This window comes from Aeromonas sp. 25-AL00135, assembly GCF_054052385.1.
Genome location: NZ_JBSTYQ010000010.1, coordinates 146,381 through 171,190, shown reverse-complemented (window position 1 = coordinate 171,190; position 24,810 = coordinate 146,381). Strand labels below are relative to the sequence as shown.

The following is a 24,810-nucleotide window of genomic DNA, read 5'->3' as shown; positions in this document are numbered from 1 at the left end:
GAAATACAGAACCCCCGATGCGGTACATAGGGGGTTCTGAGTAGAGAAATGCTAGTTGAAAATGTGTAAACCTATTTCAGGACTAGACATACGTATCGGGCAATGCCCTGTGGTGAGCTCGATGAGGTCATAGAAAAGACCCGCCATGGGCGGGTCTGGGCAGGGTCCGGATCAGGCGCCTCACTCAGAGACAAGGAGCCTAATGCTGAGCCTCAGGTTTGCTCGTTACTGCCGCTCTGGATGGATGAGCGACGCCCGATGGCAGGCAGCATCCGGGTAACCAGATTGCTGCGCTGGCGCCAGGAGGTAAAGACAATGGCCAGCAGGTGCAGACCAATCAGCCCCTGCAGCGCCACCACGCACCACTCATGCCACTCGTCAGCTCCCAGTTCAAATCCCGTCTCGGTATTTTGAAACCAGCCGCTGCCAGCGGTGGCCAGCACAACCAGCCAGAGCGCCCACACGGCCAGCTTGCCGCTACCGTGATGACCCGGTGCCGGAGGCTGCCGCTCACGCATCTCGCGCGCTTGCTGGCGAAAATCCTCACCGCTGGGGATGAGGGCACCAAGGCGAGCGTAGCCACGGGCAAAAGTGAGCCCCCAGAGCAGACGCAAGGAAACCAGCCCAATGGCACTGTAACCCAGCCACTCGTGCCACTCCTCCCCCGCTTCGTTAACCCAGAGATTGCCGATGCAGACCGCCGCCAAGCCCCAGTGGGTCAGGCGAACCAGCGCATCCCAGCGAAAGGGCTCACCCTTTTTGCTTGGCATATTTGTGGTACTCCTTCTTCAGGTCGTTGACCTTGGCCAGATGTTCGCGCGCCTTGGCCTCATCACCCGCCTTGAGTGCGGCCAGGCTGGCGTCCAGCTCGGTCTGTACCTCGTTCATTCCTTCAAGGAATTTATCTTTCTTGGCAGCCGGCATGTTCTTCTGCTTGGCCACATCCAGCTGGGCCTTCATCTCGTTGATGTGCTTCTCCATGGTGGCTGCATCATCAGCCTTGACGGCCTGCTTGTAGTTGAAGCCAATCTTCTTCATCGGCTGTTCCAGATCACCCGCCACGGCAGGCAGGGTCATCAGGCCAAACATCAGGGGCAACAGCAGGGGGCGGACGGTTTTCAACATGGGATTTCCTTATATAACGACATGCTCGAATTGTTAGGGGTACTTATGAATCCAAACAAGAATTCATCACCAGCATGATGCCATGACTCATGGTGAAACGTTTGTGAAAAATGCTGTTTTTTGTGGCAAATAGTGACAGATATGCCGTGCTTGTTTGCGCTTGGTAACTGATTGAACGCTGGTGACGCGCATAATGAGGATGGTTGAAAGCGGTAAACAGGGACAAAAAACCCCGCTGTAGCGGGGTCTGAATCAGCTGGCCATTTGCTGGCGTCAGTTACTCCTGTTCGCGAGCAATGGCGCGCCAGCCGATATCCTTGCGGTAGAAGACGCCATCCCACTTGATGCGGCCAGCGAGCTGATAGGCACGCTGCTGGGCTTCTGCCACTGTGTGGCCGAGGGCGGTGGCGCACAACACACGGCCGCCAGCGGTCAGGCTGGTATCTCCCTCCAGACGGGTACCGGCATGGAACACCTTCTCACCCGCCACTTCATCCACCGGCAAGCCGCTGATGGGGTGGTTGGTGCTGTAATCGCCGGGATAGCCACCCGCCGCCAACACCACGCCGATAGCGGCACGGGGATCATAGATGGCCTCTTTCTGATCCAGCTTGCCTGCGCAAGCGGCCAGACAAAGTTCCACCAGATCGGACTGCATCCGCAGCATGATGGGCTGGGTCTCGGGATCGCCGAAACGGCAGTTGAACTCGATCACCTTGGGATTGCCTGCGCCGTCGATCATCAGACCGGCGTAGAGGAAACCGGTGTAGACGTTGCCTTCGGCCGCCATGCCGCGCACGGTCGGCATGATCACCTGCTCCATCACGCGTCGATGTACCTCGGCGGTCACCACAGGCGCCGGGGAGTAAGCCCCCATACCGCCGGTGTTGAGGCCGGTATCACCGTCGCCAACCCGCTTGTGATCCTGACTGGTGGCCATCGGCAGCACGTGCTCGCCATCGACCATGACGATGAAGCTCGCCTCTTCCCCCTCCAGAAACTCCTCAATCACCACCCGGGAGCCCGCTTCGCCAAAGGCATTGCCGGAGAGCATGTCGCGCACCGCGTCTTCCGCCTCCTGCAAGGTCATGGCGACAATCACCCCCTTGCCCGCCGCCAGACCATCGGCCTTGATGACGATAGGGGCGCCCTTCTCGCGCAGATAAGCGAGCGCAGGCTCCACTTCGGTGAAGTTCTGGTACTCGGCAGTCGGGATGGCGTGACGGGCCAGGAAATCCTTGGTGAAGGCCTTGGAGCCTTCCAGCTGGGCAGCGGCAGCGGTCGGGCCGAAGATCGGCTGACCGGCGGCGCGGAAGGCATCCACCACCCCTTTCACCAGCGGCGCTTCCGGCCCGACGATGGTGAGGCCGACCTGTTTCTCTTTGGCAAAGGCCAGCAACCCTTCGATATCGGTCGCCTCGATGGCGACGTTCTCGACCCCCGGCTCAAGCTGGGTGCCCGCATTGCCCGGCGCCACAAAAACGTGACGTACCAGTGGGGAGTGTTTGGCCTTCCAGGCCAGAGCGTGTTCGCGGCCACCGTTGCCAATGATCAGTACTTTCATCGTATCGCTCGCTTCTATTTGTGGTCACCGGACGGCCCCCCGGGCCGTCAGTCAGTGGAAATAGTCAGTTGAAAAGAGACAACAAAAGGGCCGCCATCGGCAGCCCCTGACCCATCAATGACGGAAATGACGCATGTTGGTGAACACCATGCACATACCGTGTTCGTCGGCGGCATCGATCACCTCCTGATCGCGCATCGAGCCACCCGGCTGGATCACGCAGGAGATACCGGCCTGCGCGGCAGCATCGATACCGTCGCGGAACGGGAAGAAGGCATCGGAGGCCATCACGGAGCCCGCCACGGTCAGCCCTTCATCCGCCGCCTTGATACCGGCAATTTTGGCGGAGTAGACGCGGCTCATCTGGCCAGCGCCGACGCCGATGGTCTGGCCATCTTTGGCGTAAACGATGGCGTTGGATTTGACGAACTTGGCCACTTTCCAGCAGAACAGCAGATCTTGCAGCTCGGCCTCGGTCGGCTGTCGCTTGCTGACCACGGTCAGGTCACCCAGCGTCACCATGCCGAGATCCCGCTCCTGTACCAGCAGGCCGCCGTTGACGCGCTTGAGGTCAAACCCTTGCGCCGGTGCCGTCCACTGACCGCATTCGAGCAGACGCACGTTCTGCTTGGCGGCGACCGCATCGCGGGCCTCCTGGCTGACGGTCGGGGCGATGATCACTTCGACAAACTGGCGGGCCACGATGGCTGCCGCAGTGGCACCATCCAGCTCACGGTTGAAAGCGATGATGCCGCCGAAAGCAGAGGTAGGGTCGGTCTGGTAGGCACGATCGTAGGCACTCAGCAGGTCGCTACCGATGGCCACACCGCAGGGGTTGGCATGCTTGACGATGACGCAGGCTGGCTCGTCGAACTCTTTGACGCACTCCAGCGCCGCATCGGTATCGGCGATGTTGTTGTAGGAGAGCGCCTTGCCCTGCAGCTGGATAGCGCTGGAGACAGAACCCGGAGCGGCATGCTCTTCGGCGTAGAAGGCGGCAGCCTGATGGCTGTTTTCGCCGTAACGCATGTCCTGCTTCTTGATGAACTGGCTGTTGAAGGTGCGCGGGAAGCGTGACTCCTCGTCACCCTCCTTGTTGTCACCGTAGGAAGGAACCCCATAACTAGAAACAAGGGTGCCGAAGTAGTTGGCAATCATGCCGTCGTAGGCAGCGGTGTGCTCGAAGGCGGCGATGGCCAGATCGAAACGGGTCGCCAGTTTCAGGCTGTTGCCGTTGGCATCCATTTCGCGAATAACCCGATCATAGTCGGCGGCTTTGACGACGATAGCGACATCTTTATGGTTTTTGGCGGCAGAACGCACCATGGTCGGGCCGCCGATGTCGATGTTCTCGACCGCATCGGCCAAGGTGCAACCCGCTTTGGCAACGGTAGCAGCAAAGGGGTAGAGGTTGACGACAACCATGTCGATGGGGGAGATAGCGTGCTGGGCCATGATGGCATCATCCTGATCCCGACGGCCGAGAATGCCGCCATGAACCTTGGGATGCAGGGTCTTGACCCGGCCATCCATCATTTCAGGGAAACCCGTGTAGTCGGAGACCTCGGTCACCGGCAGACCCGCCTCGCCAAGCAGCTTGGCGGTACCGCCCGTGGAGAGCAGGGCAACACCACGCTCGTTGAGTGCCTTGGCAAATTCCAGAATGCCAGTTTTGTCAGACACACTCAGCAGTGCACGGCGAATGGGTCGAGCTTGTTCCATCACACTATCGTCCTCAACATAACGGGGACCGTTCCATGGGAGGCGAGGCTCAACACAGAGAGTCCCCAAATAAATGGAAGTGGGGGATTTCGCAAACCACTCTCGCCCCGACATCCGGCAAAAGCGTTTTAGGAAATGCCCGCTTGGTGCGGCGCTCTGTTATGGGCGCGTATTCTACACAAAAAATGTGACCTGTGGTGGATTTTTTGAAACAGCAAAGCCTTATTTGGCGCGGCGTTAAACGTTTTCCACCTGATTTTCTCGAAACGTTTGCACTTTCAGTGTTTTATGGAAAAAAGGGTCGCCAGGAGATGTTTATCTGCCCCTTTTATGCCCTTGGCTGGCAATCCATGGGCAAAGGGGTGATAGTGGATTCCGGTTTTTGTGGCGGAATACATTCAAGGGGAGAGAGAGCATGTATCGGATCGGTGAACTGGCCAAGGCGTGCGGGGTCAAGGCAGATACCCTGCGTTTTTACGAGAAGAACGGGCTTATCTCACCGGGGATCCGCAACGAATCCGGCTACCGCCTCTACAGTGAACAGGACAGGCGGCGGCTGGAGTTCATCATTCGCGCCAAGTCGGTGGGATTCTCGCTGGCCGATATCGGCGAGCTGCTCGACCTCGATACCAACAAGGCCAAAGTCACCTGTCAGGAGGTGAAAGCAGTGGCCGACACCAAGCTGGCCCAGGTGGAGCAGAAGATTATCGAACTGACCCGCTTTCGCGACAACCTGCGAGAGCTCTCCAATATCTGCTGCGGCGGGCCGCGCTCGGCGGAGCACTGCGCCATCCTCGAGACGCTGGAATCTGGTGCCCCGGCCCATCACGAGCACCACAGCCACGACCAGCATGACCCGGTTCACGGCTGACATGGTATGCCTGACTGAGCGTGCCTGGCTCAGTGTGACTGACTCGGCGCGCCCGATGCATTGCTCCGGCGGCGATTTGGTGACAAAATCGCCGCGTTTTTAATCGGTGCAGGTGCATCCGGTTGCCGGGCGCTAGCCTGCACAGGCGCTCGCAGTGAAAACCGCCATCCAGACACAAGTATCAACACACCAAGAGAAAAGAAGAGGAGCCATCATGGCCAAAATTCGGGTCGACCAACCCGCCCTCCACCGTGAGGAGCATGCGCAAGGGGGCAACTATGCCCATCAGCGCGGCGAGATAAAGGATAACCATCTGCACGCCCTGCTCTCCGATCCCCTGTTTCGCAGCCGGGTCGAGCGCAGCAAGAAGGGCAAGGGGAGTTACCAGCGCAAGGCCAAATTTGGCAAGCGGTGGGAGCCCGGCCAACAGCAGATGATCCGCGTCTGCTGCTGAGCGGATTTCTACCGACCATAAACAATCAGGGCGCCAATAGCGCCCTGATTGTTTTGAAAGAAGAAGCGATTTGGCAACGCCAACTCACCGCCTCAAAAGCGCGCCTCAACAGGACGCTTACTCATCCATAAACAGTTCGAGCAACACGTTCAGATAGCGATGACCGAGGGTGGTAAGCTGCCAGCTGTCGCCCAGATCCTGGATCAGCTCCTTGCTTTGGGCAATGGTCAGCACCGTCTCCACCCGCTCCAGCGGCAGGCCGGTATAGGCCTCGAACTCCGCCTTGGGGGCCGGTTCGAACAGGCGAAAGCGGTTCATAAAGTACTCGAGCGGCAGATCGTCTGCCGTCACCTGCCACTGCTCGTCCAGATAGGGGCGACTCTTGTCCAGATACCCTTTCGGATGCTTAACCTTGGCGGTACGCAGGATCTGCAGATCCGCGAGATCAGTCACTTTGCCGTGGGCGCCACAGCCGATCCCCAGATAGTCACCAAAGCGCCAGTAGTTGAGGTTGTGATGGCACTGGTAGCCCTCTTTGGCGTAAGCCGAGATCTCGTACTGGCGATAACCACTGGCGGTGAGTATGGCGTGGCCCTGCTCGTAGATGTCCCACAGGGTGTCATCTTCCGGCAGTGTGGGCGGCTTGGAGGCAAACGCCGTGTTCGGCTCTATGGTGAGCTGATACCAGGAGAGGTGCGGCGGGGCGCAGTCGATCGCCTGCTGCAGGTCGTAAAGGGCGTCATCCAGACTCTGATCCGGCAGACCATGCATCAGATCCAGATTGAAGGTGGGCAACTTGATGGCATGGGCCAGTGCAGCGGCCTTGCGCGCCTCTTCCGGGCCGTGAATGCGGCCGAGGCGGGTCAGCTTCTCCTGCTGAAAGCTCTGCACCCCGATGGAGATACGGTTGATGCCGGCGCGCTGGAAACCGGCGAACTTGTCCGCCTCAACCGTACCCGGGTTGGCCTCCATGGTGATCTCGCAATCTACAGTGAGCGGAATGCGTGCCCGTACTCCGTCCAGCAAGGTTTGCATCGCCTCCACCGTCAACAGGCTGGGGGTGCCGCCGCCGATAAAGATCGAGGAGAGCGGCCGCCCCTGCGCCCACTTCAGATCCTGATCCAGATCCTCCAGCAGAGCGACGACATATTCGAGGTGAGGCAACTCCCCCTTCTGGGCATGGGAGTTGAAGTCACAATAAGGGCACTTCTGGACGCACCAGGGCACATGAATATAGAGAGAGAGCGGCGGCAGTTGCAGCATGGGGCTTCCAATAAAACGGGGGCTCAAGGCCCCCATTGTAGATGACTATGTGTAATTGACCGTGTGTAACCGACAAGGTGGCGAAGTGACTCAGTGCGCCGCAGCCAGCGCCGCTTTGAGCTTGGCCAGCGCCTGACCGCGATGGCTCAGCTGGTTCTTCAGCTCGGCGGGCATCTGGGCGGCGGTGCAGTCGTGCTCCGGCACGAAGAATACCGGGTCATAGCCAAAACCGTGCTGACCGCGTGGCTCGTCGATGATCATCCCTTCCCAGCTCGCCTGACAGATGATGGGGGTGGGATCGTCGGCGTGGCGCATATAGACCAGCACACACCAGAAGCGAGCGCTCTTTAGATACTCGGGGGCACCTTGCAGCTCACCGAGCAGCTTCTCGATGTTGGCCTTGTCACCGGCACCCACACCGGCAAAACGGGCGGAGTAAACGCCGGGGCGCCCTTGCAGCAGATCGACTTCCAGACCGGAGTCATCGGCCACGGCGGGCAGACCGGTAATGCGGGCGGCGTGGCGCGCCTTGATGATGGCATTCTCGACGAAGGTGGTGCCGGTCTCATCGGCATCGGAGACCGCAAACTCGCTCTGTGGGATCACCTGGATCTTCATATCGGCCAGCATGGCGGCCAATTCCTTCACCTTTTTCTGGTTACCTGTTGCCAGGACAAGCTTGTTCATCGAGCACCTCCGCAAAAATAATCTGCGCATTCTATGCGGCGCAAGCGTTTAGTAAAAGCGTCAATTACACCCGCTGTGATGGGGTTACGGGGGATTTGCCGCCATCGAATAACCAGCTTTTTAATACATGTTTCCATAATGGAATAACCAAAGTGATTAAATACCATTTCTATTCATTACTGTGAGTCAGTAGACTCGCGCCCCAATTCATTAACCTGGCTGACTAAAGAGGTGACAGATGCCATTGATACTTTTACTCGTACTACTGGTGCTGTTCAGTCCGCTGGCTATCGACATCTACCTGCCCGCCATCCCGCAGATGGCCGAGCAGCTGGGCGCCGAAGTAACTCTGATGCAGGGCACCATCACCTGGTTCCTGTTCAGCATGGGGCTGGGGCAACTGCTTGTTGGCCCGCTGGCCGATCGCTACGGTCGCAAGCCCATCGCGCTGGGCGGCGTGCTGCTCTATGGCCTGAGCGCGCTGGGGGCCGGTTTTGCCGCCAGCCTCGGCGAATTGATGCTGGCCCGGGTGCTGCAGGGCTTCGGCGCCTGCGCTACTTCGGTCGCCGCCTTCTCGGTGGTGCGTGACAGCTATGGCCCGAAAAAGAGCGGTCAGATGATCTCCTATCTCAATGGCGCCATCTGCTTTATTCCTGCGCTGGCCCCCCTGCTCGGTGGCTGGCTCACCGCCAAGGCGGGCTGGTCTGCCAACTTCTGGTTTATGGCCGGTTATGCGCTCATCGTCGGCAGCTGGCTGATGTGGCGGATGCCGGAGACCCGCCCGGAGGAGACCCGCAGTGAAGGGGCCCTCATCAGCTGGTCCCGCTACAGCCCGGTGCTGCGCTCCCCCAGCTTCCTGTTCAATGCGGCGCTGTGCATGCTGGCGATGGCGGTGATCCTCGCTTATGTCACCGCCGCACCGGTGCAGCTGATGGTGAAACTGGGGCTCGATATGAGCGGCTTTAGCTACTGGTTTACCGCCAACGCCGCCCTCAACATTCTGGCCTGCTTTATGGCGCCGCGCTTTATCGCCAAGGTAGGGCCAAGACGCACCCTGCGCATCGGCCTGCTGGTGTTGATGCTCTCGGCCATCACCCTGACTTTGGCCATGCATATCGAGCATCCGCTGGCGATGATGGGGCCGGTATTCCTCTCCAGCATCGGCTTTGCCATGATCCTGGGCGCTGCCGCCGGGATGGCGCTGGCACCGTTCGGCCACTGCGCCGGTACCGCCGCGGCTCTGCTCGGCCTGTTCCAGATGAGCGGATCCGGCGCGTTGGTTGGCCTGACCGGCGCCCTGATGCACGACCCGCTGAGCCAGCTGGCGCTGCATATGTGGCTGCTGCTGCCGCCCTTGGTGATGCTGATGACCCGACGCGGTCGTCGCTTGTGTTTGCAATAAATCCTGTGCTCTGATGGGCACACTCAGGGGGCCATCGGCCCCCTTCTCGTTTGTATCGCTTTTACAGCATATGGCCATCCGGCAGAGAGCCGGCGATGGCAACCCCACTCACTCGATGTCAGCGGAGAACTCCCGATGAGCCACACTCTCAACGCAGCCCTGGTGGGCTATGGCTTTGCAGGCAAGACCTTCCACGCCCCCTTCCTCTCCACCACACCGGGCTTGTCCCTGAGTTGGGTGGTGAGCCGCGATGCCGCCAAGGTGCAGGCCGATCTGCCCGGCTGCCGGGTCGGTTCACTGGAGGAGGTGCTAAGCGATGAGACCGTCGATCTGGTGGTGATCGCCACCCCCAACGACACCCATGCCCCCCTCGCCCGCCAGGCGCTGCTGGCAGGCAAACATGTGGTGATCGACAAGCCCTTTGCTCTGGATCTGGCAGAAGCGAAAGCACTGGTCGAACTGGCGCAGAAGCAGCAGCGACTGCTCAGCATCTTCCACAACCGCCGTTGGGACGGGGATTTTCTCACCGTGCGCCGTTTGATTGCCGAGGGGACGCTGGGGCAGATCGCCCAGTTCGAATCCCACTTCGATCGCTATCGCCCAGAAGTGCGCCCGCGCCGGCGCGAAGCGGGTGGCCCGGGTTCCGGCCTCTGGTTCGATCTAGGCCCCCATGTACTGGATCAGGCGCTGCAGCTGTTCGGCCAGCCGGACTGGTTGCAGGCCGATCTGGCCGAGCAGCGCCCCGGCGCACTGGCGGACGACTACTTCCATGTGGTGCTGGGTTACGGTGCTCTGCGGGTTATTCTGCATGGCAGCTGTCTGGTCTCGGCCACCATGCCGCGCTTTGTCATTCACGGCAGCCAGGGTTCGTTCGTGAAATTCGGTATGGATGTGCAGGAAGAACAGCTCAAACTGGGCAAGCGGCCACCGGCAGCGGATTGGGGCATGGATAGCGAACTAGGTCAGCTCAGCCGCATTGTCGATGGTCAGCTGCAGCAGCAGAGCGTGGTGGGTGAGGCGGGGGATTATGGCGCCTACTATCGCGGTGTCTGCGCCGCCATCAAGGGGGAAGGGAGCAACCCGGTGCCAGCAAGTGAAGCGCTGGCGGTGATGGCGCTGCTGGATCTGGCCCGTCAGAGCCACCTTGAGGGAAAACGGCTGCCCTGTCAGAAGCTGTCTGACTAAGGTACGGGTCATCGGCCGCGCTTGAGCAACCTTGACCTTGTTAAACCGCCGCAAGATGACAGCAAGGTGGTGTTTTATTGTGCAATTAGCGCCATTTAACGGCATCTTGTATTGATATCAGTCGTTGCAGTGGAGCTTTTTATCCACGGCACGAAAAAATGTCATTGTGATATCCGTTTTCATCGGTAACTAATGGGGCTATATTGCGCCCGCCTGCTGCCTCCCGGCTTCTTGTTTCAATACCGGGCAACGGTGGGCGCTGTGATGGTTGCACAGACCATCTCTCCATCTTTTTTTGAGGGAATGCACATGAACAAAGTACTGGTAGCCGGTATCCTGGGTCTGATGTTGACTGCTTGCGGTCAGAAAGAAGAAAAAGCTGCCGCTCCTGCTGCTGCTCCGGCCGCCGAAGTTGCTGCCACTGTAGAAAAAGCCGCTAGCGAAGCCACCTCTACCGTAGAGAAGGCCACCTCCGAAGCGACTGCAACCGTAGAAAAAGCTGCTACCGAAGCCGCTACCAAGGTTGAAGCTGCAGTGAGCGATGCCAAGGCCAACTAAGCCTGCACCTCATTCGAAGACGGGTCCGAAGGCAACTTCGGACCCGTTTTTTTATCTGTCGCTCAGGGGGCCGGATTAATCAGCGAGGTGAGGATATGATCCTCCCAGCGGCCATTGATCATCAGATACGCCCGTGCAAACCCCTCCCGCTCAAAGCCGAGCCGCTCCAGCAAGGAGCCACTGCGCTGATTGGCTGGCATGTAGCAAGCCATGATGCGATGCAGATCGTGCTCCCGAAACAGGTAGTCGATGGCGGCTGACAGCACCTCTCTCATCACCCCCTGCCCCTGATGCTGCTGGTCGATGGCATAGCCCAGATGACACGCCTTGAAGACCCCCATCAGGATATTGCTGAAGTTGCAGGTGGCGATCACCCGCTCGCCAGTCGGATCGATGGCCACCAGATTGACGCCGGTGCCGTTGAAGAACTGGCTGTAGCTGTCCTGCAGCCGGGCATGCCAGTAAGAGAGGGTGTAAAAGTGCTCGTCCCGAAGCGGCTCCCAGGGGGTGAGATGGTCACGGTTGCGCCGGTAGAAGTCGAGCATCATGGGGGCCTGATCCGGCGACAGTATGGTCAGGTGGGTGCGGGCCGTCTTGATATGTGGCAGCGCCATCAGGACTCCCTCTGCCTTAACCACTCATCGCGCAGCAGGCTGTAGTGGGCATGGTCCACAATCCGGTTGCCCAGCCGCTCTGCGCGCCGGGTCACCCCCTCAAGCTGCATCCCGAGCCGTTCACAAACAGCCCTGCTGGGCTCGTTATCGGTGGCGGCGCTGATCTCCACCTTCTCCATCCCCATCTCTTCGAAGGCGTGGTGGATCAGGGCCTGACAGGCACGGGTGATGATGCCGTTACCCTGCCAGCGCTCCACCAGCCAGTAGCCGATGACCACCTTGCCAAGGTCGTGATCGATGCTGTTGTAACCTATGACTCCCACCACCTCCCCCTGATACTCGATGGCGGTGGTGAGCCCCTCGCCCCGGGCGAACTTCTCGATGGCACTGCGAATGAAGAGGGCGCTGTCAACGGGGCGCTGGATCAGTGGCGGCCAGGGTAGCCACTGGGAGAGGTACTCCCGGTTGTCATTGCAGAGGGCAAACAGTTCGCTCGCCATATCGGGCTGCAAGAAGAGCAGCGCAAGCTCGTCGTCCAACTGCCATGAAAACATGGGATTCTCCTTTCAAATCAGTGATCAAATAGCGAACCAGCCACCCAATGTAGCCAATCGCCACTGGCCGCGCCAGCCACTTTTACGGCCCCCCTCCGGCAGGCTTCGCAGAGGGTGACAGCGCACGTACTCTCCTCCCTCAAAAGAGGAGGGTGGGAGTCTGAAACCGGATAATGCTCTCCACATGACGCCGATAAATGCCCCCCAAACGGCACTTTGGCAGATCCTGCTACCCCTTTGTGCTGCGCTGTCACTTTTGACAGGGGGCACTTTCCCCCACCGGCACTAGCTTCAAAACGCCCGACCTTCGGTCGGTTTATCAACCTCATCGATTTAAGGAAAGAAGAGATGAATAAAATTTATCTGGCCGTTGCGCTGGCCTGCTGGGGAAGCGCCGCACTGGCGGCGCAAGAGGTAGAGATCAACGTAACGGCAAACGGCATCCGGGCCATGACAGGCCTCAGTGCCGCGAGTGGTACCTTGCAGCTGGAAGATGGCGAGTTTCGTCAGGTGCGGGTGGTCAAGCTGCCCAATGGCCAGCAGCGGATCCGCTACGAGCAGGTCTGGAACGGCATCCCGGTAATGGGTCAGGTGGTGGTAGCTGACAAGAGCCTGAACGGCCAGCTGCAACAGGCCAGCGGGCGCATGCTGCGCCAGATCGATCAGGATGTGGCAAGCCCGGTCGCCACCCTCTCGCCACAGGATGCCGCCAGCAAGGCCAAGGCGGGCAGCAAGGGGAGCAACGAGCAGGTCAAACTCTACGTGATGCAGGATGAGAACGGGCTGGCCCGGCTGGTTTATCAGGTCTCCTTCATCGCCGAAGGTGACAAGCCGAGCCGCCCCTTCGTCATTCTTGATGCCCAGAGCGGTGAGGAGCTCAAACGCTGGGAGGGGATCAACCACAAGGATGCCACCGGCCCCGGGGGCAACATCAAGACCGGCAAATACGTCTACGGCACCGACTTTGGCCCGCTCATCGTGGATGACAACTGCCGGATGACCAGCCCCAACGTCGATACCATCAACCTCAACCACGCCACCTCAGGCGGTGCCATCCACCAGTTCACCTGCCCGGAGAACCGGGTCAAGGAGATCAACGGCGCCTATTCGCCCCTCAACGACGCCCACTACTTCGGCAACGTGGTGTTCGACATGTACCGCAACTGGTACAACACGGCGCCCCTCACCTTCAAACTGAAGATGCGGGTTCACTACAGCAAGAATTACGAGAACGCCTTCTGGGATGGCAGCCAGATGACCTTCGGTGACGGCGCTACCACCTTCCACCCGCTGGTGAGCCTTGATGTGGCGGCTCACGAGGTGAGCCACGGCTTTACCGAACAGAACTCCGGGCTGATCTATTCAGGACAATCCGGCGGCATCAACGAGGCCTTCTCCGATATGGCGGGGGAAGCGGCCGAGTTCTACATGAAGGGGAGCAACGACTGGCTGGTCGGCGCCCAGATCTTCAAGGGCAACGGCTCCCTGCGCTACTTCGAGGATCCGACCCGGGATGGCAGGTCCATCGGCCATGCGGCGGATTATCAGGAGGGGATGGATGTACACCACAGCTCCGGGGTCTATAACCGCGCCTTCTACCTGCTCGCCACCAGCAGTGGCTGGAACACCCGCAAGGCATTTGAAGTCTTCTTGCTGGCCAACCGCCTCTACTGGGGCGCCAACACCAACTATCAGCAAGGGGCCTGCGGCGTCAGCCGGGCGACCGCCGATCTGGGTTACAGTCAGGCGGATGTGGCACGGGCCTTCCAGACCGTCGGGGTCGATGCCAGCTGCGGCAGCACGCCGCCACCGAGCGACAACGTGCTGCAAAACGGCGTGCCGGTGAGCAACCTCGCCGCCAGCAAGGGTGGCAAACTCAACTACACCCTGAACGTACCGGCGGGCACCAGGTCGCTGCAGATCAGCAGCAGCGGCGGTACCGGTGATGCCGACCTCTACGTCCGCTTTGGCAGCGCCCCCACCAGCAGCAGTTACGACTGCCGCCCCTACAAGGGGGGCAATAACGAAAGCTGCTCGTTCACCAATCCCAAGGCGGGCACCTGGCATGTGCAGCTGTCAGGGTTTGCAGCGTTCAGTGGCGTGACCCTCAAGGCCAGCTACTGATCCACCCGGTGCGGGCCTTGTCCCGCATCGCTCTACTCATTGCGCCACCGTTTCGCCAGCGTGCGGGCGGTGGCCAACACGGTTTCCCGGGCCGGGTTGGGCCGCTTGCCACCTCGCCAAGCCATCATCACATCCCAATGCTCTTGCGGCAGATTGCGCACATCGAGCCTGACCAGCCGCCCCACCTCCAGATCCCGCTTGATGGCCAGCTCCGGCATCAGGGTGATAAACCCGTGTTCCAGCGCCAGATCCCGCGCCGCACTGGCGGGCTGCACCGCATGCAGGGGGCTGGCAGCCCGCCGCAGCCGCCGCAACTGCTGGATAAAGACGTCACACCCCGGCCCCCATACCTGAGGCGCCAGCCGCTGGTCGGCAATATCCTCCAGGGTGAGGCCGTGACAACCGGCCAGCGGATGCAATGGCGAGGCGATAGCGATAATGGGGGAGCAGCAAAGCAGCTCCATCTGCAGGCCAGCAACCGGCGGACGCTTGAGTACAAAGCCGATATCGGCCTCCCCGGTCAGCAGCGACTGCATGATCTCGCCGGAGTGATCCGTGGTGCAGCGGATTTCGAACGGCTCATCCACCAGCTCCATCAATAGCGAGCCAAACACCACGGAGGTGAGGGATGGCAGACTGGAGAGACGGATACAAGGCAGCGCAGGTGCCCCCTGCAGTGCCAACCGTCCTTCACTCAGAGTGGCCAGCGCCGAGCGAGCGGCAGGGAGAAACTCCTCGCAGGCACGGGTCGGCGTCACCCCGCGTCGATGACGCTGAAACAGCGGTGCTCCGAGGCTCTCCTCCAGCTGGGCAATCCGCTGGCTCACCAGCGGCTGTGACCAGCCACGAATGGCCGCCGCCTGACTGAAGCTGCCCAGCTCGGCCACATCCAGCAGCAGTTGCAGATCGTCCAAATCCATAGACATAAATAATCCTGATATGAAATATAGGTAGTTGTCGTCTACCACTATATCTAAACCCTCTCCAGAATGAAGGTATCTGTGAATGAGAGGGCGTTATGGTCGATAGGGCGAGGTTTTGGGGGCGCTGGTTTCTGGCGCTGGATACCACACTGGTGATCCTGGGTTTCTTTGTGGTGATGCCGATGATCAGCCTGCGCTTCGTCGATCAACTCGGCTGGGCGGCCGGTCTGGTGGGGCTGGCCCTCGGCCTGCGCCAGCTGACCCAGCAGGGGCTGGGGATCTTTGGCGGCTCCCTCGCTGACCGCTTTGGCGCCCGCCCGCTCATCGTCACCGGCATGCTGTTGCGCGCCGTCGGCTTTGCCACCCTGGCCTGGGCCGACAGTGGCACCATGCTGATCTTCTCCTGCTTCCTCTCCGGACTGGGCGGTTGCCTGTTCGACCCACCCCGGGCCGCACTGGTGATCAAATTTACCCGTCCCCATGAGCGGGGCCGCTTTATCTCCCTGCTGATGATGCTGGAGAGCGCAGGGGCCGTCACCGGTGCCCTGCTCGGCAGCTGGCTGCTGCGCTTTGACTTCACCTACGTCTGCCTGCTGGGCGCCGGACTCTTCACCCTGGCGGCTCTCTGCAACTGGACCCTGCTGCCCGCCTACCGCCTCTCGGTCAAACCGACCCCGATGCGGGAAGGGTTGGGACAGGTGCTGGCTGATCGCGCCTTCTGCCGACTGGTACTGATCCTGAGCGGCTACTACATGCTGTGGGTACAGGTGATGCTGATTTTCCCCATTCTGGTCAAGCAGCTCTCAGGTACCACCACGGCGGTGGGCTGGATGTACAGCCTGGAAACGGCGCTGTCACTGGCGCTGCTCTACCCTATCGCCCGTTTCAGCGAGCGGCGCTATCGGCTGGAGAGCCGGCTGATGGCGGGTATCCTGCTCATGACGGTGGGGATCGGGCTGGTCGCCTTCGTCAGCACCCTCTCCGGCATCTTCGTACTGCTGGCCTGCTTCTATCTGGGGATCATCATCTGTGAACCGGCCCGGGAGACCCTGATGACCCGGCTTGCCAACCCCACAGCCCGCGGCAGCTACATGGGCTTCAGCCGCCTCGGACTGGCGCTGGGAGGCATGACCGGCTACGTGGGCGGTGGCTCCCTCTATGACTTCTCGCTGCAACAGGGACAACCGGCTCTCCCATGGCTGGTGCTGGGTACGGTGGGCGTGGCCACCATGCTGCTGCTTGCCCACTGCTTCTCCCGCCGTCCGGAGCTGGCTATCAGAGCTGCAGCCTGACGAGCATCCTGCGGCAGCCCAATCATAGGAGCTGTCGTTCGTCCTTTCCCGCCATAATTGCGGCCAGCACTGACAGAGCGTGCCGCCACACCATGAAATACTCTTCCCAACACTTGGCAAAAGGGAGAGCCACCATGTCACACCACCCTGTTTATCACTGGATCGCCCGCCTCTCCGGTATGCAGGTCCCTGCGGCCCCGGATGAGAAAAACCGGTTCTTTCTGTTGCTGGATCAGCAGAATAGAGAGTGGTGGCTGGAAGTCGCTCCCGATGAGAGCGTGCTGCTCATCACCACTCCGATGACAGGCCAGCTGGATGCCAATCATCTGACCCCCGCCAACCTGCAGCACTGGCTGAGCCTCAATAGCGAGGTCGCTCTGATGGGTGGCACCTGGCTCGGGTTGGATGGCGATATGCCAATCCTCACCCTCTACGCCCAGATTTTTCTCGCTCACTGCGATGAACCACTGCTCGACAACCTGATGGGTCAACTTGTCGGACTGGCTCATGACCTCACCCCCCGACTCTACGCAGCAGAGCTGTGAGCAAGGAGCTCATCATGAAGATCGACCACAGCGCCCCACTTGCAGCTATCGCAATGCCACCCAGCCACCAGAGCAATCCCGGCCATCGCCTGATTAACCTGTTTCGCAATCTGACCGCTCCCACCGCCGAACGGGCTGAACTGACACTCCCGCCCCCGCCAGCCCTGACACCAGATAGCCAGCAGTTGCTGAACCATGAACTGCGCAAGGGGCTCTCGGGCTATCTGGCACAGCACCCCGAACAGCAAACCGCGCTGGATGAATTGCTGAGCGCTGGACAGATGCGCAATGAACTCGGCAAACCGACGCTGGCGAAAACCGATCCCATGACCCACCTGGTCACCCTGCTCAACCAGCTAAAAAAACTGCCGGACGGCAAAACATTCATCCAGCCCCTGGTCAAAGATCCCACCGGTGAGATCGGGCGCTATATCACTCTCAAGGGTGCCTTTGGCAGCAAATCCTGCCAGTTACGCAGCCAACCACTTCCATCGCGCTCCTTGCGCGAACCCGAACTGCTGCAACTGGCGCAGGAGCTAAAACAGGTGCTGCAACACTATCTGGACGCCGACCCAGCCAAACGTGAGCGCCACACCGCCTATCTGCGAGGCTATCTGCAACAGCCCGAGATCGGCCGCTATCTTGGCTTGCTCGATACACCCAGGGGGGTACAGGTCAAGATCAACGCCCTTCCCTCCCGCAAGGAGGAGACTGCAACCCTGATAAACCGTCTGCTGGCCGGTCATGGCCGTGGTGCGCTCTATAACGCCTTCGCCCAAGCGAGAGTGCGGGAAAGCATTCTGGGTCGTCACTTCAAACTCGAAGGGATACTGGAGTTCAACTTCACTGTACGGGCCACACCGCTACCGCCAGCAGCGCTTGCCACCACCACTGCCGCACCAAGCGATGATCTGCCCAATCCAACGATCGAACTGAAGAAGGAGGCCCAGCGAAGGCAGCAGGAGGCACAGGAACATCTCAAGCTGGAGCAGGAGATCACCCGCCAACTGGCCAATCGCCCGGCCTGTCAGGCCCTGGCAAAACTGACCAGAGCAGCCGCCAACCTGCAAGCCGAACTGGATGGCCAGCATCTGCCCCCGGCAGTTCCGATCCCGGCAACCCGTGTCGATTTGACAATCCTGTCCCGGTTATCCCTCCCCCAGGTGCGAGAGCTGGCGCAGCAGCTCAAGGAGGAAAACAACCACTACCTGCAGCAAGTCGAGGCTAACACCCTGAATCTTCCGACCCACTCAGATGCAGATCGGTTTTCCTCCCATACCCTAGATATGTTGGGAGTCACGCTCACCCAGCCCTACTTCAAGGTGCTGGACGAGGGTATTCAGGCGCTACGGCAACCAGCTACCAGCCGTACCGCCCGCTTGCTTGGCTGGTTACTGCCATCCCAGGCCAGAATGCGCCAGCTCAAGCAAGAGCAGAGCATCGGCAGATTGCACGAACTGCGTCAGGTCATCTCCATGTTGCAGTTACAGGGCGGTAGCTGGCAGGGCTCCGACCGTTCGGGCTGGGCCAAACAGCTGCTGGCTCGCACGCTGGAGCAAGCCATGCCCACCCCATGGCAACTGGGGCCGTTTCGGATCAAGGCAGGGCTTCACCAGTGGCAGACCAGATTGAATGATTGGGGCATTCCGACCGCCAAAGGCTGATAGCAGGCCATCACCGCAGCTAATCCTGATCCGATCCAGTGACACAGGGTTAGTCTGCTCCACCTCCCCCATACAAACATGACGGAGAAAAAAAGTTGCGAATTACAACTTTTACGCTATTTTAGTTGTCATGCACAACTAAAAAGGAACCCACGATATGGATCCCCGTCCCCTGCGCGCCCTGTCGCGCGATCTGGTTCGCGAACTCGGCATGCTCTCCCAGCAATGCGGCAATCTGGCCCTCACCCCCATCGAGGCTCACCTGCTGATCGAGCTGGAAAACGCCCCGGCCACCAACCAGCAGCTGGCAGAAAAGCTGCACATCGACAAATCCAACGCCAGCCGTCCGCTGGCACGCCTCGCCGAGCGGGAGCTCATCAGCTGGCACCCGCACCCCTCCGACGGCCGCAGCAAGGAGGCCCGCCTCACCGTCAACGGTCAGGGGATGCTGCTGGAGTTGCACCGGGAGATGGACGGGGCGATGGAAGAGATGCTGGCGCAGTTGAGCCTGCCCGAGCGGGAGCAGTTGTGGCAAGGGCTGCGGCTCTATCGCAGCGCCCTCTCCCGCGCCCGCCGCCAGCGGGGTTACCAGATCCGCCCCATCACGGCGGCGGACAATGCCCAGATCGCCTTGGTGATCCGCGCCGTATCGGCCGAATATGGTCTCACCGCAGACAAGGGCTATGGGGTCTCGGATCCCAATCTCGATACCCTCTCCCAGAGCTATCAGGGGGAGAAGAGTCGCTACTGGGTCATCGAAGGACCAGACGGTTCCATCCTCGGCGGTGGCGGTATCGCGCCATTGGCGGGAGAAGAGGGAGTCTGCGAGCTGCAGAAGATGTACTTTATGCCCGCCCTGCGCGGACTGGGCCTTGGCAAGCGGCTGGTATTGCAGGCACTGGATGCCGCTCGTGACTTGGGCTATCAGCGCTGCTATCTGGAGACCACCGAAGTACTGCGCGAGGCCACCAGCCTCTACGAATCACTGGGCTTTGAACACCTGCCCGGCCCCCTTGGCTGCACCGGCCACGGGGATTGCGAGATCTGTATGGTGCTGACACTGGGGTAGCCCCCTCATCCCCAACCCTTCTCCCGCAAGGGGAGAAGGGGGTAAAAACACTTCCGCGATCTTTCAGGCTGACCTCTGATGGTTCCCTCTCCCTCCGGGAGAGGGCTAGGGTGAGGGCTGCTTGCGACTGGTATATGCTGAACCATTACCCCCTGCATCCCTCCTTAAACAGGCAAAACGACACAAAACAAGAGACCCCGCCGAAGCGGGGTCTCTTTTATCTTGTCTGCCGAGCAGGCAAGCACTTATCAGTGCTCGCGAGTCTGGCGGAACTCAACGTCCGGGTGGCGCTCCTGTGCCAGGCGCAGGTTGACCATGGTCGGTGCGATATAGGTGAGGTTGTCACCGCCATCGAGGGCCAGGTTGACCTCGTTCTTGCGCTTGAACTCTTCGAACTTCTTGACGTCGGTACCTTCCACCCAGCGGGCGGTGGAGACGTTGACAGCCTCGTAGATGGCCTCGACGTTGTACTCGCTCTTGAGGCGCGAAACCACCACGTCAAACTGCAGCACACCGACCGCACCAACGATGAGATCGTTGCTGATCAGCGGACGGAACACCTGCACCGCACCCTCTTCAGAGAGCTGGACCAGCCCCTTGAGCAGCTGCTTCTGCTTGAGCGGGTCGCGCAGGCGGATGCGGCGGAACAGTTCCGGTGCAAAGTTCGGGATACCAGTGAACTTGAGATCCTCACCCTGGGTGAAGGTGTCGCCGATCTGGATGGTACCGTGGTTGTGCAGACCGATGATGTCACCGGCGAAGGCGTCTTCCGCCTGCTCACGGTCACCGGCCATAAAGGTCACGGCGTCGGAGATGTTCACATCCTTGCCGATGCGCACGTGGCGCATCTTCATGCCCTTGCTGTAAGTACCTGACACGATACGCATGAAGGCGATACGGTCACGGTGCTTAGGATCCATGTTTGCCTGGATCTTGAATACGAAACCGGAGAACTTCTCCTCGGTCGCCACCACTTCGCGGCTCTCGGCCTTGCGCGGCATGGGAGACGGCGCCCAGTCAGTCAGGCCATCCAGCATGTGGTCAACACCGAAGTTACCCAGTGCGGTACCGAAGAAGACCGGGGTCATCTCGCCAGCGATAAAGGCATCGTGATCGAACTCGGGAGAGGCGCCCTGCACCAGCTCCAGCTCGTCACGCAGTTGCTGAGCCAGATCTTCGCCGACGGCGGCATCCAGATCCGGGTTGTTCAGCCCCTTGACCACCCGCTTCTCCTGGATGGTGTGGCCCTGACCGCTCTGATAGAGATAGGTCTCATCCTTGTAGAGGTGGTAGACACCCTTGAAGGATTTACCGCAGCCGATAGGCCAGGTGATGGGGGCACACATGATCTTCAGCTCGCGCTCCACCTCATCCATCACTTCCATCGGATCGCGCACTTCGCGGTCCAGCTTGTTCATAAAGGTGAGGATGGGGGTATCCCGCAGACGGGTGACTTCCATCAGCTTGCGGGTCCGGTCTTCAACACCCTTGGCGGCGTCAATGACCATCAGGCAGCAGTCGACCGCCGTCAGGGTACGGTAGGTATCTTCGGAGAAGTCCTCGTGACCCGGGGTGTCGAGCAGGTTGACCAGACAATCGGCATAGGGGAACTGCATCACCGAGGTGGTGATGGAGATACCACGCTGCTTCTCCATCTCCATCCAGTCGGATTTGGCGTGCTGGCCCGAGCCACGGCCCTTGACGGTACCGGCGCGCTGAATGGCCTGTCCGAACAGCAGGACTTTCTCGGTGATGGTGGTTTTACCCGCATCCGGGTGCGAAATGATCGCAAAAGTGCGTCTCTTAGAGACTTCACTCAGAAATTCAGCTGACATAATTCAACGTTCTTCTATTGAGCGGTGGCATCAACCACCGTGGGAATAAATCCGGAATGCCGCTCACGGCACATGTATACGCAACGAAAGCCACGCCAGCTGGCGTATTGCCAACCTAGTGGGGAGAGGGAGGAGGGTTGCGTTACATGGGTCTTCTCGCCTGAGTCAAAGCAAAATTGCGCGACATTATACCCGCGCGAGTGAAAAATACCCAGCCTGACAAGAGATGATAATTTGGCCGCTCCTCCGTTCCACAGGTTCCAGCTGAACAGAAAATCAAACACTCCGAATCGGATGGCAGCATCCGGACCACGTGGAGTTGGCCCCCTCCCCATGCCAGCAACAACCACTCTTGATAAATTTTCATACTTGGACTTTCCCTATCCAGCTACAAATATGTAAATCGTATCTACATAATAGAGAGGTCATTACATGAAACATTCCACCCTGCACAATCAACAGATCGTCATTATCGGTGGTACCTCGGGTCTTGGCCTGGCCACCGCCCAACAAGCGATCGAGCAAGGCGCCAAGGTCATTATCGGCGGTTCCAGCCGTGAGCAGCTTGCCACTGCGCTGGCTGAACTGGGCCCAAATGCCAGTGGCCATCAACTGGATATTCTCGACGTCGACTCCGTCAATCACTTTTTCAACCAGCTGGATTCGCTGGATCATCTCGTCATCACCGCCGCCGTCATGCGACCAGGCAGCTTTCTCACCGCTGCCATCGAGGATTTGAAAATCAACATGGACAGCCGCTTCTGGGGAAGTGTTCATGCGATCCGCGCCGCAGCACCCAAATTGTCCGAACGCGGCTCCATCGTGCTCACGTCCGGGATGGTGACGCGCCGCCCACAACTAGGTAAGGCACTCCCTGCCGTTGCAGCTGGCGCGGTTGAAACGCTGGCTCATAGTCTGGTTACCGAGCTGACCCCCCGTCGGATCAACGTCATCAACCCGGGCCCCATGCGCACTCCCATGTTGGTTAAAGCGCTGGGCAATGACCCACAAAAAGTGGCTGCCGTGGCACAAAGCCTGCCGTTGAAACGCTTGGGAGAGGGAGAGGATTATGCGCAGGCCGCGCTATTCCTGATGAGCAATAACAACATGAATGGTGAGGTGCTTCACCTCAATGGCGGCAGCGCCTGGGCATAACGCCCTTTTGACGGTCTTCTGCGCTCGCGCTTGCCAATCTGTCATCGCAGGCAAGAACGAGCGCAGGGGACGAGCATCATCGCCGTATCAGTGTGCTCCCGAATAGCGATGACATCCTGCTGAGTGACAATACCCAGCCCGTCACTCGTCTGTCTCCAGCCGGTTGCGCCCCGCCTCTTTCGCACGATACAGCGCATTGTCAGAACGCTGGATCAAGGCCGCCAGATCCTGATCATCGTCTCGCAGAGAGGCACATCCGATACTGATAGTTACCGGGTACGACATGCCGGGCAGCGCCCGGTTGGCCACCGTGTGACGGATCCGCTCAGCCACCCGGCACGCCTCTTCAAGGCTGGTATCCGGCAGCAGGATCAAGAACTCCTCTCCGCCGGTACGCCCCAACTGATCCTGATGCCGCAGCTGACGATCTGCCGCCCGAGAGACCCATTGCAGCACCCTGTCTCCTTGATGATGTCCCAGGGTATCGTTGATCCGCTTGAAGTGATCGATATCGAACACCAGCAGACAAAATGGCGTGCCCTGCCTGCGAGCCTGCGCCAACATATCACTGCCCTGCCGCAGCACCCGACGGCGGTTGTTGATGCCGGTCAGCTCATCGGTAAAGGCCAGACGACGCATCCGACGGTTGCGATCAAGCAGCCACCCCATCGTCAGCAGTGCCAGTACCCCGCAGAGCACCATCACCACCAGCAGCCAGAAGCGACGCTCCTTGACCTGCTCCAGCTCCTGCTGCTGCAACTGCTGCTCGATTCTCAGTCGTGCATTATCCCCTTCTTGACGGGCCAGTTCGAACTCGCCGCGAACCCAGGCAATGCTTTGCTCCCGTAACAGTTGAGCGAGGAGCTGTTCTTGCGTCAGGTTATCCCGCTGGGCAGCCAACGCCGCAGGATAGTTATGCAACGCCTCCTGTGCCTCAGCACGCAATGCATACAACGTGGTAAGAAACAATACATAGCCCTTCGCCTTGAGAATGGGCTCAACTCGCTCCAGCGACTGCAGCGCTTGTTCCGGTTGCCCAGCCTGCAGCTGCCACTTGGCTCTCACCAACTCTACACGGCCATAAAGCACGGGATCCACATCTGCCAACAAGACTTTGCTAGCCGCATCCAACAAACTCTTTGCTTCATCGGGGTTACCCAGCCCGAGCAGGGCCTCGGCCTTCATTATCTGACGAGCAGCATGCTCAATCCGATACCGGATCTGACGGTAGTATGCAGAGCTGAGCTCAAGTTCAGCCAAGGCATCCTGATAACGTTCGGTCCGCAGATAGATAAGAGCAAGTTGATCGCTAAGTCTGGCCATGCCGAAGCGATCACTGCTGGCGATAAAGTACGGACGAAGCGGCGCCAAAGCAGTAAATGCATCGGTATAAAGGCCCATACGACGAAATGCTGCTGCAATCTCCAGCTGGACGTGCTGAGACCATGATATCAATCCGAGCCGTTCATAAATGGTGTGCGCCCTGGTAAGATCGACCAACCCTTGGCCTGCCGCGCCGTGAAACGACAACATAGCGCCACGGTGGGACAGAGCCTGAGCTTCCAGCTTTGGCTCGTGGGCCACCCTGGCCCGTTGCAACCCCTCATCGTAGTCCTTACGGGCATGTGCCACATCACCCAGTAGCTGATTGAACCAACCACGACAGATGGTCAGGTCTGCCATAGCAACGCCATCCTGCTGCTGATAAGCCAGCAACAATTGGGCATTGGCATAGGTAACAGCCGCACTGGACTTCTGCATGTCATCGGCAGATTGTGCCCAACAGGTCAAACGCCTGATCCGCATCAGCTGCGATTGTGAATAAGAATCCCCCTCCAGCAATAACTGGTTAAGTCGCTCGCTCTGTAACTCTATAAGCTGGTAGGTTCGCTCCATCTCATCAAGCACCCCTTCCAGCTGGGCAGGAGCCAAAGGATAAGCTGCAAGCCTGAACGCTGCCAACAAAAGCAGTACAGCGAGATGACGCATAAACTCTCCGGATAAAAGGGGCAATCCGATACTACATGACTATTGTTATTGTTCCCTTCTGCCACCACCGTTGTAAAGGGAAGCGCCACCGCAGGAAGCCCAAAGATATGTCCACCGGACCCACAGTAGCGAATCATCGTCGAGTCAGGGTGAGCGCCGGCCGAATCAGGGAGGGGGAAAATCGCAATCAGATGCCCAACTGGTGTCCTCTATAT

Annotated in this window: 22 protein-coding genes; 11 read left to right on the top strand and 11 right to left on the bottom strand. The window is 59.6% G+C overall.

What is annotated here, in order from left to right:
• Nucleotides 1-212: 212 nt before the first annotated feature.
• The 4 genes from ACW5XC_RS11640 to purH all read right to left on the bottom strand — a co-directional run bounded on the left by ACW5XC_RS11640 (nucleotide 213) and on the right by purH (nucleotide 4,411).
• On the bottom strand, nucleotides 213-770 hold the full coding sequence (locus ACW5XC_RS11640; protein WP_042053399.1) for a cytochrome b/b6 domain-containing protein: 558 nt from the start codon (nucleotides 768-770) through the stop codon (nucleotides 213-215).
• Nucleotides 751-1,125, bottom strand: a complete 375-nt coding sequence (locus tag ACW5XC_RS11635; protein ID WP_042053398.1) for a cytochrome b562 — start codon at nucleotides 1,123-1,125, stop codon at nucleotides 751-753. The genes ACW5XC_RS11640 and ACW5XC_RS11635 overlap by 20 nt, the downstream gene beginning before the upstream one ends.
• A gap of 277 nt (nucleotides 1,126-1,402) precedes the next feature.
• The gene (purD, locus tag ACW5XC_RS11630) at nucleotides 1,403-2,689 is read right to left on the bottom strand and encodes a phosphoribosylamine--glycine ligase (RefSeq protein ID WP_005341242.1); all 1,287 of its coding nucleotides are present in this window, start codon (nucleotides 2,687-2,689) and stop codon (nucleotides 1,403-1,405) included.
• 114 nt (nucleotides 2,690-2,803) lie between these two features.
• Nucleotides 2,804-4,411 carry a bifunctional phosphoribosylaminoimidazolecarboxamide formyltransferase/IMP cyclohydrolase gene (purH, locus tag ACW5XC_RS11625; RefSeq protein WP_042053397.1) on the bottom strand — a complete coding sequence of 536 codons (1,608 nt, stop codon included), beginning with the start codon at nucleotides 4,409-4,411 and terminating at the stop codon, nucleotides 2,804-2,806.
• 415 nt (nucleotides 4,412-4,826) lie between these two features.
• Here purH and zntR point away from each other — a divergent pair, with 415 nt between their 5' ends.
• Both zntR and ACW5XC_RS11615 read left to right on the top strand, forming a co-directional pair.
• Nucleotides 4,827-5,282, top strand: coding sequence for a Zn(2+)-responsive transcriptional regulator (gene zntR / locus ACW5XC_RS11620; protein WP_042053396.1), 456 nt, complete (start codon nucleotides 4,827-4,829; stop codon nucleotides 5,280-5,282).
• A gap of 214 nt (nucleotides 5,283-5,496) precedes the next feature.
• Complete coding sequence (locus ACW5XC_RS11615; protein WP_042053395.1) at nucleotides 5,497-5,736, top strand: alternative ribosome-rescue factor A; 240 nt, start codon at nucleotides 5,497-5,499, stop codon at nucleotides 5,734-5,736.
• A gap of 117 nt (nucleotides 5,737-5,853) precedes the next feature.
• Here ACW5XC_RS11615 and hemW read toward each other — a convergent pair whose 3' ends face one another.
• On the bottom strand, nucleotides 5,854-6,999 hold the full coding sequence (gene hemW, locus ACW5XC_RS11610; protein WP_042053394.1) for a radical SAM family heme chaperone HemW: 1,146 nt from the start codon (nucleotides 6,997-6,999) through the stop codon (nucleotides 5,854-5,856).
• A 90-nt stretch (nucleotides 7,000-7,089) separates the two neighbouring features.
• The gene (gene rdgB / locus ACW5XC_RS11605; protein ID WP_042053393.1) at nucleotides 7,090-7,686 is read right to left on the bottom strand and encodes an RdgB/HAM1 family non-canonical purine NTP pyrophosphatase; all 597 of its coding nucleotides are present in this window, start codon (nucleotides 7,684-7,686) and stop codon (nucleotides 7,090-7,092) included.
• A 238-nt stretch (nucleotides 7,687-7,924) separates the two neighbouring features.
• Here rdgB and ACW5XC_RS11600 point away from each other — a divergent pair, with 238 nt between their 5' ends.
• The 3 genes from ACW5XC_RS11600 to ACW5XC_RS11590 all read left to right on the top strand — a co-directional run bounded on the left by ACW5XC_RS11600 (nucleotide 7,925) and on the right by ACW5XC_RS11590 (nucleotide 10,831).
• The gene (locus ACW5XC_RS11600; protein WP_042053392.1) at nucleotides 7,925-9,088 is read left to right on the top strand and encodes a multidrug effflux MFS transporter; all 1,164 of its coding nucleotides are present in this window, start codon (nucleotides 7,925-7,927) and stop codon (nucleotides 9,086-9,088) included.
• Between the two features lie 135 nt (nucleotides 9,089-9,223).
• A complete protein-coding gene (locus ACW5XC_RS11595; protein WP_456516097.1) occupies nucleotides 9,224-10,273 on the top strand; it encodes an oxidoreductase in 1,050 nt (349 codons plus the stop codon).
• A gap of 309 nt (nucleotides 10,274-10,582) precedes the next feature.
• Nucleotides 10,583-10,831: a hypothetical protein gene (locus tag ACW5XC_RS11590; protein ID WP_005340533.1), complete on the top strand. Its 249-nt coding sequence runs from the start codon at nucleotides 10,583-10,585 to the stop codon at nucleotides 10,829-10,831.
• Nucleotides 10,832-10,893: 62 nt separating this feature from the next.
• Here the strand turns inward: ACW5XC_RS11590 and rimJ are convergent, their stop codons facing one another.
• Both rimJ and ACW5XC_RS11580 read right to left on the bottom strand, forming a co-directional pair.
• The gene (gene rimJ / locus ACW5XC_RS11585) at nucleotides 10,894-11,445 is read right to left on the bottom strand and encodes a ribosomal protein S5-alanine N-acetyltransferase (protein ID WP_042053390.1); all 552 of its coding nucleotides are present in this window, start codon (nucleotides 11,443-11,445) and stop codon (nucleotides 10,894-10,896) included.
• Nucleotides 11,445-11,999, bottom strand: a complete 555-nt coding sequence (locus ACW5XC_RS11580) for a GNAT family N-acetyltransferase (RefSeq protein WP_042053389.1) — start codon at nucleotides 11,997-11,999, stop codon at nucleotides 11,445-11,447. The genes rimJ and ACW5XC_RS11580 overlap by 1 nt, the downstream gene beginning before the upstream one ends.
• Nucleotides 12,000-12,347: 348 nt before the next feature.
• Between ACW5XC_RS11580 and ACW5XC_RS11575 the strand changes: the two genes are divergently transcribed.
• The gene (locus tag ACW5XC_RS11575) at nucleotides 12,348-14,123 is read left to right on the top strand and encodes a M4 family metallopeptidase (protein ID WP_042053388.1); all 1,776 of its coding nucleotides are present in this window, start codon (nucleotides 12,348-12,350) and stop codon (nucleotides 14,121-14,123) included.
• Nucleotides 14,124-14,155: 32 nt separating this feature from the next.
• Here the strand turns inward: ACW5XC_RS11575 and ACW5XC_RS11570 are convergent, their stop codons facing one another.
• Nucleotides 14,156-15,049, bottom strand: a complete 894-nt coding sequence (locus ACW5XC_RS11570) for a LysR family transcriptional regulator (RefSeq protein ID WP_005340524.1) — start codon at nucleotides 15,047-15,049, stop codon at nucleotides 14,156-14,158.
• 92 nt (nucleotides 15,050-15,141) lie between these two features.
• On the opposite strand from ACW5XC_RS11570, the gene mdtH reads away from it, so the two are divergent.
• The 4 genes from mdtH to ACW5XC_RS11550 all read left to right on the top strand — a co-directional run bounded on the left by mdtH (nucleotide 15,142) and on the right by ACW5XC_RS11550 (nucleotide 19,616).
• Complete coding sequence (mdtH, locus tag ACW5XC_RS11565) at nucleotides 15,142-16,338, top strand: multidrug efflux MFS transporter MdtH (RefSeq protein WP_042053386.1); 1,197 nt, start codon at nucleotides 15,142-15,144, stop codon at nucleotides 16,336-16,338.
• Between the two features lie 134 nt (nucleotides 16,339-16,472).
• Nucleotides 16,473-16,883, top strand: a complete 411-nt coding sequence (locus ACW5XC_RS11560; protein WP_042053384.1) for a type III secretion system chaperone — start codon at nucleotides 16,473-16,475, stop codon at nucleotides 16,881-16,883.
• A 14-nt stretch (nucleotides 16,884-16,897) separates the two neighbouring features.
• Nucleotides 16,898-18,547: a hypothetical protein gene (locus ACW5XC_RS11555; protein ID WP_042053383.1), complete on the top strand. Its 1,650-nt coding sequence runs from the start codon at nucleotides 16,898-16,900 to the stop codon at nucleotides 18,545-18,547.
• A 157-nt stretch (nucleotides 18,548-18,704) separates the two neighbouring features.
• Nucleotides 18,705-19,616, top strand: coding sequence for a bifunctional helix-turn-helix transcriptional regulator/GNAT family N-acetyltransferase (locus tag ACW5XC_RS11550; protein ID WP_042053382.1), 912 nt, complete (start codon nucleotides 18,705-18,707; stop codon nucleotides 19,614-19,616).
• 248 nt (nucleotides 19,617-19,864) lie between these two features.
• Here the strand turns inward: ACW5XC_RS11550 and prfC are convergent, their stop codons facing one another.
• The gene (gene prfC, locus ACW5XC_RS11545) at nucleotides 19,865-21,454 is read right to left on the bottom strand and encodes a peptide chain release factor 3 (RefSeq protein WP_085942998.1); all 1,590 of its coding nucleotides are present in this window, start codon (nucleotides 21,452-21,454) and stop codon (nucleotides 19,865-19,867) included.
• 429 nt (nucleotides 21,455-21,883) lie between these two features.
• Here prfC and ACW5XC_RS11540 point away from each other — a divergent pair, with 429 nt between their 5' ends.
• Nucleotides 21,884-22,606, top strand: a complete 723-nt coding sequence (locus ACW5XC_RS11540) for an SDR family oxidoreductase (RefSeq protein ID WP_042053381.1) — start codon at nucleotides 21,884-21,886, stop codon at nucleotides 22,604-22,606.
• 141 nt (nucleotides 22,607-22,747) lie between these two features.
• Here ACW5XC_RS11540 and ACW5XC_RS11535 read toward each other — a convergent pair whose 3' ends face one another.
• Complete coding sequence (locus tag ACW5XC_RS11535; protein ID WP_042053380.1) at nucleotides 22,748-24,595, bottom strand: GGDEF domain-containing protein; 1,848 nt, start codon at nucleotides 24,593-24,595, stop codon at nucleotides 22,748-22,750.
• Between the last annotated feature and the right edge of the window lie 215 nt (nucleotides 24,596-24,810).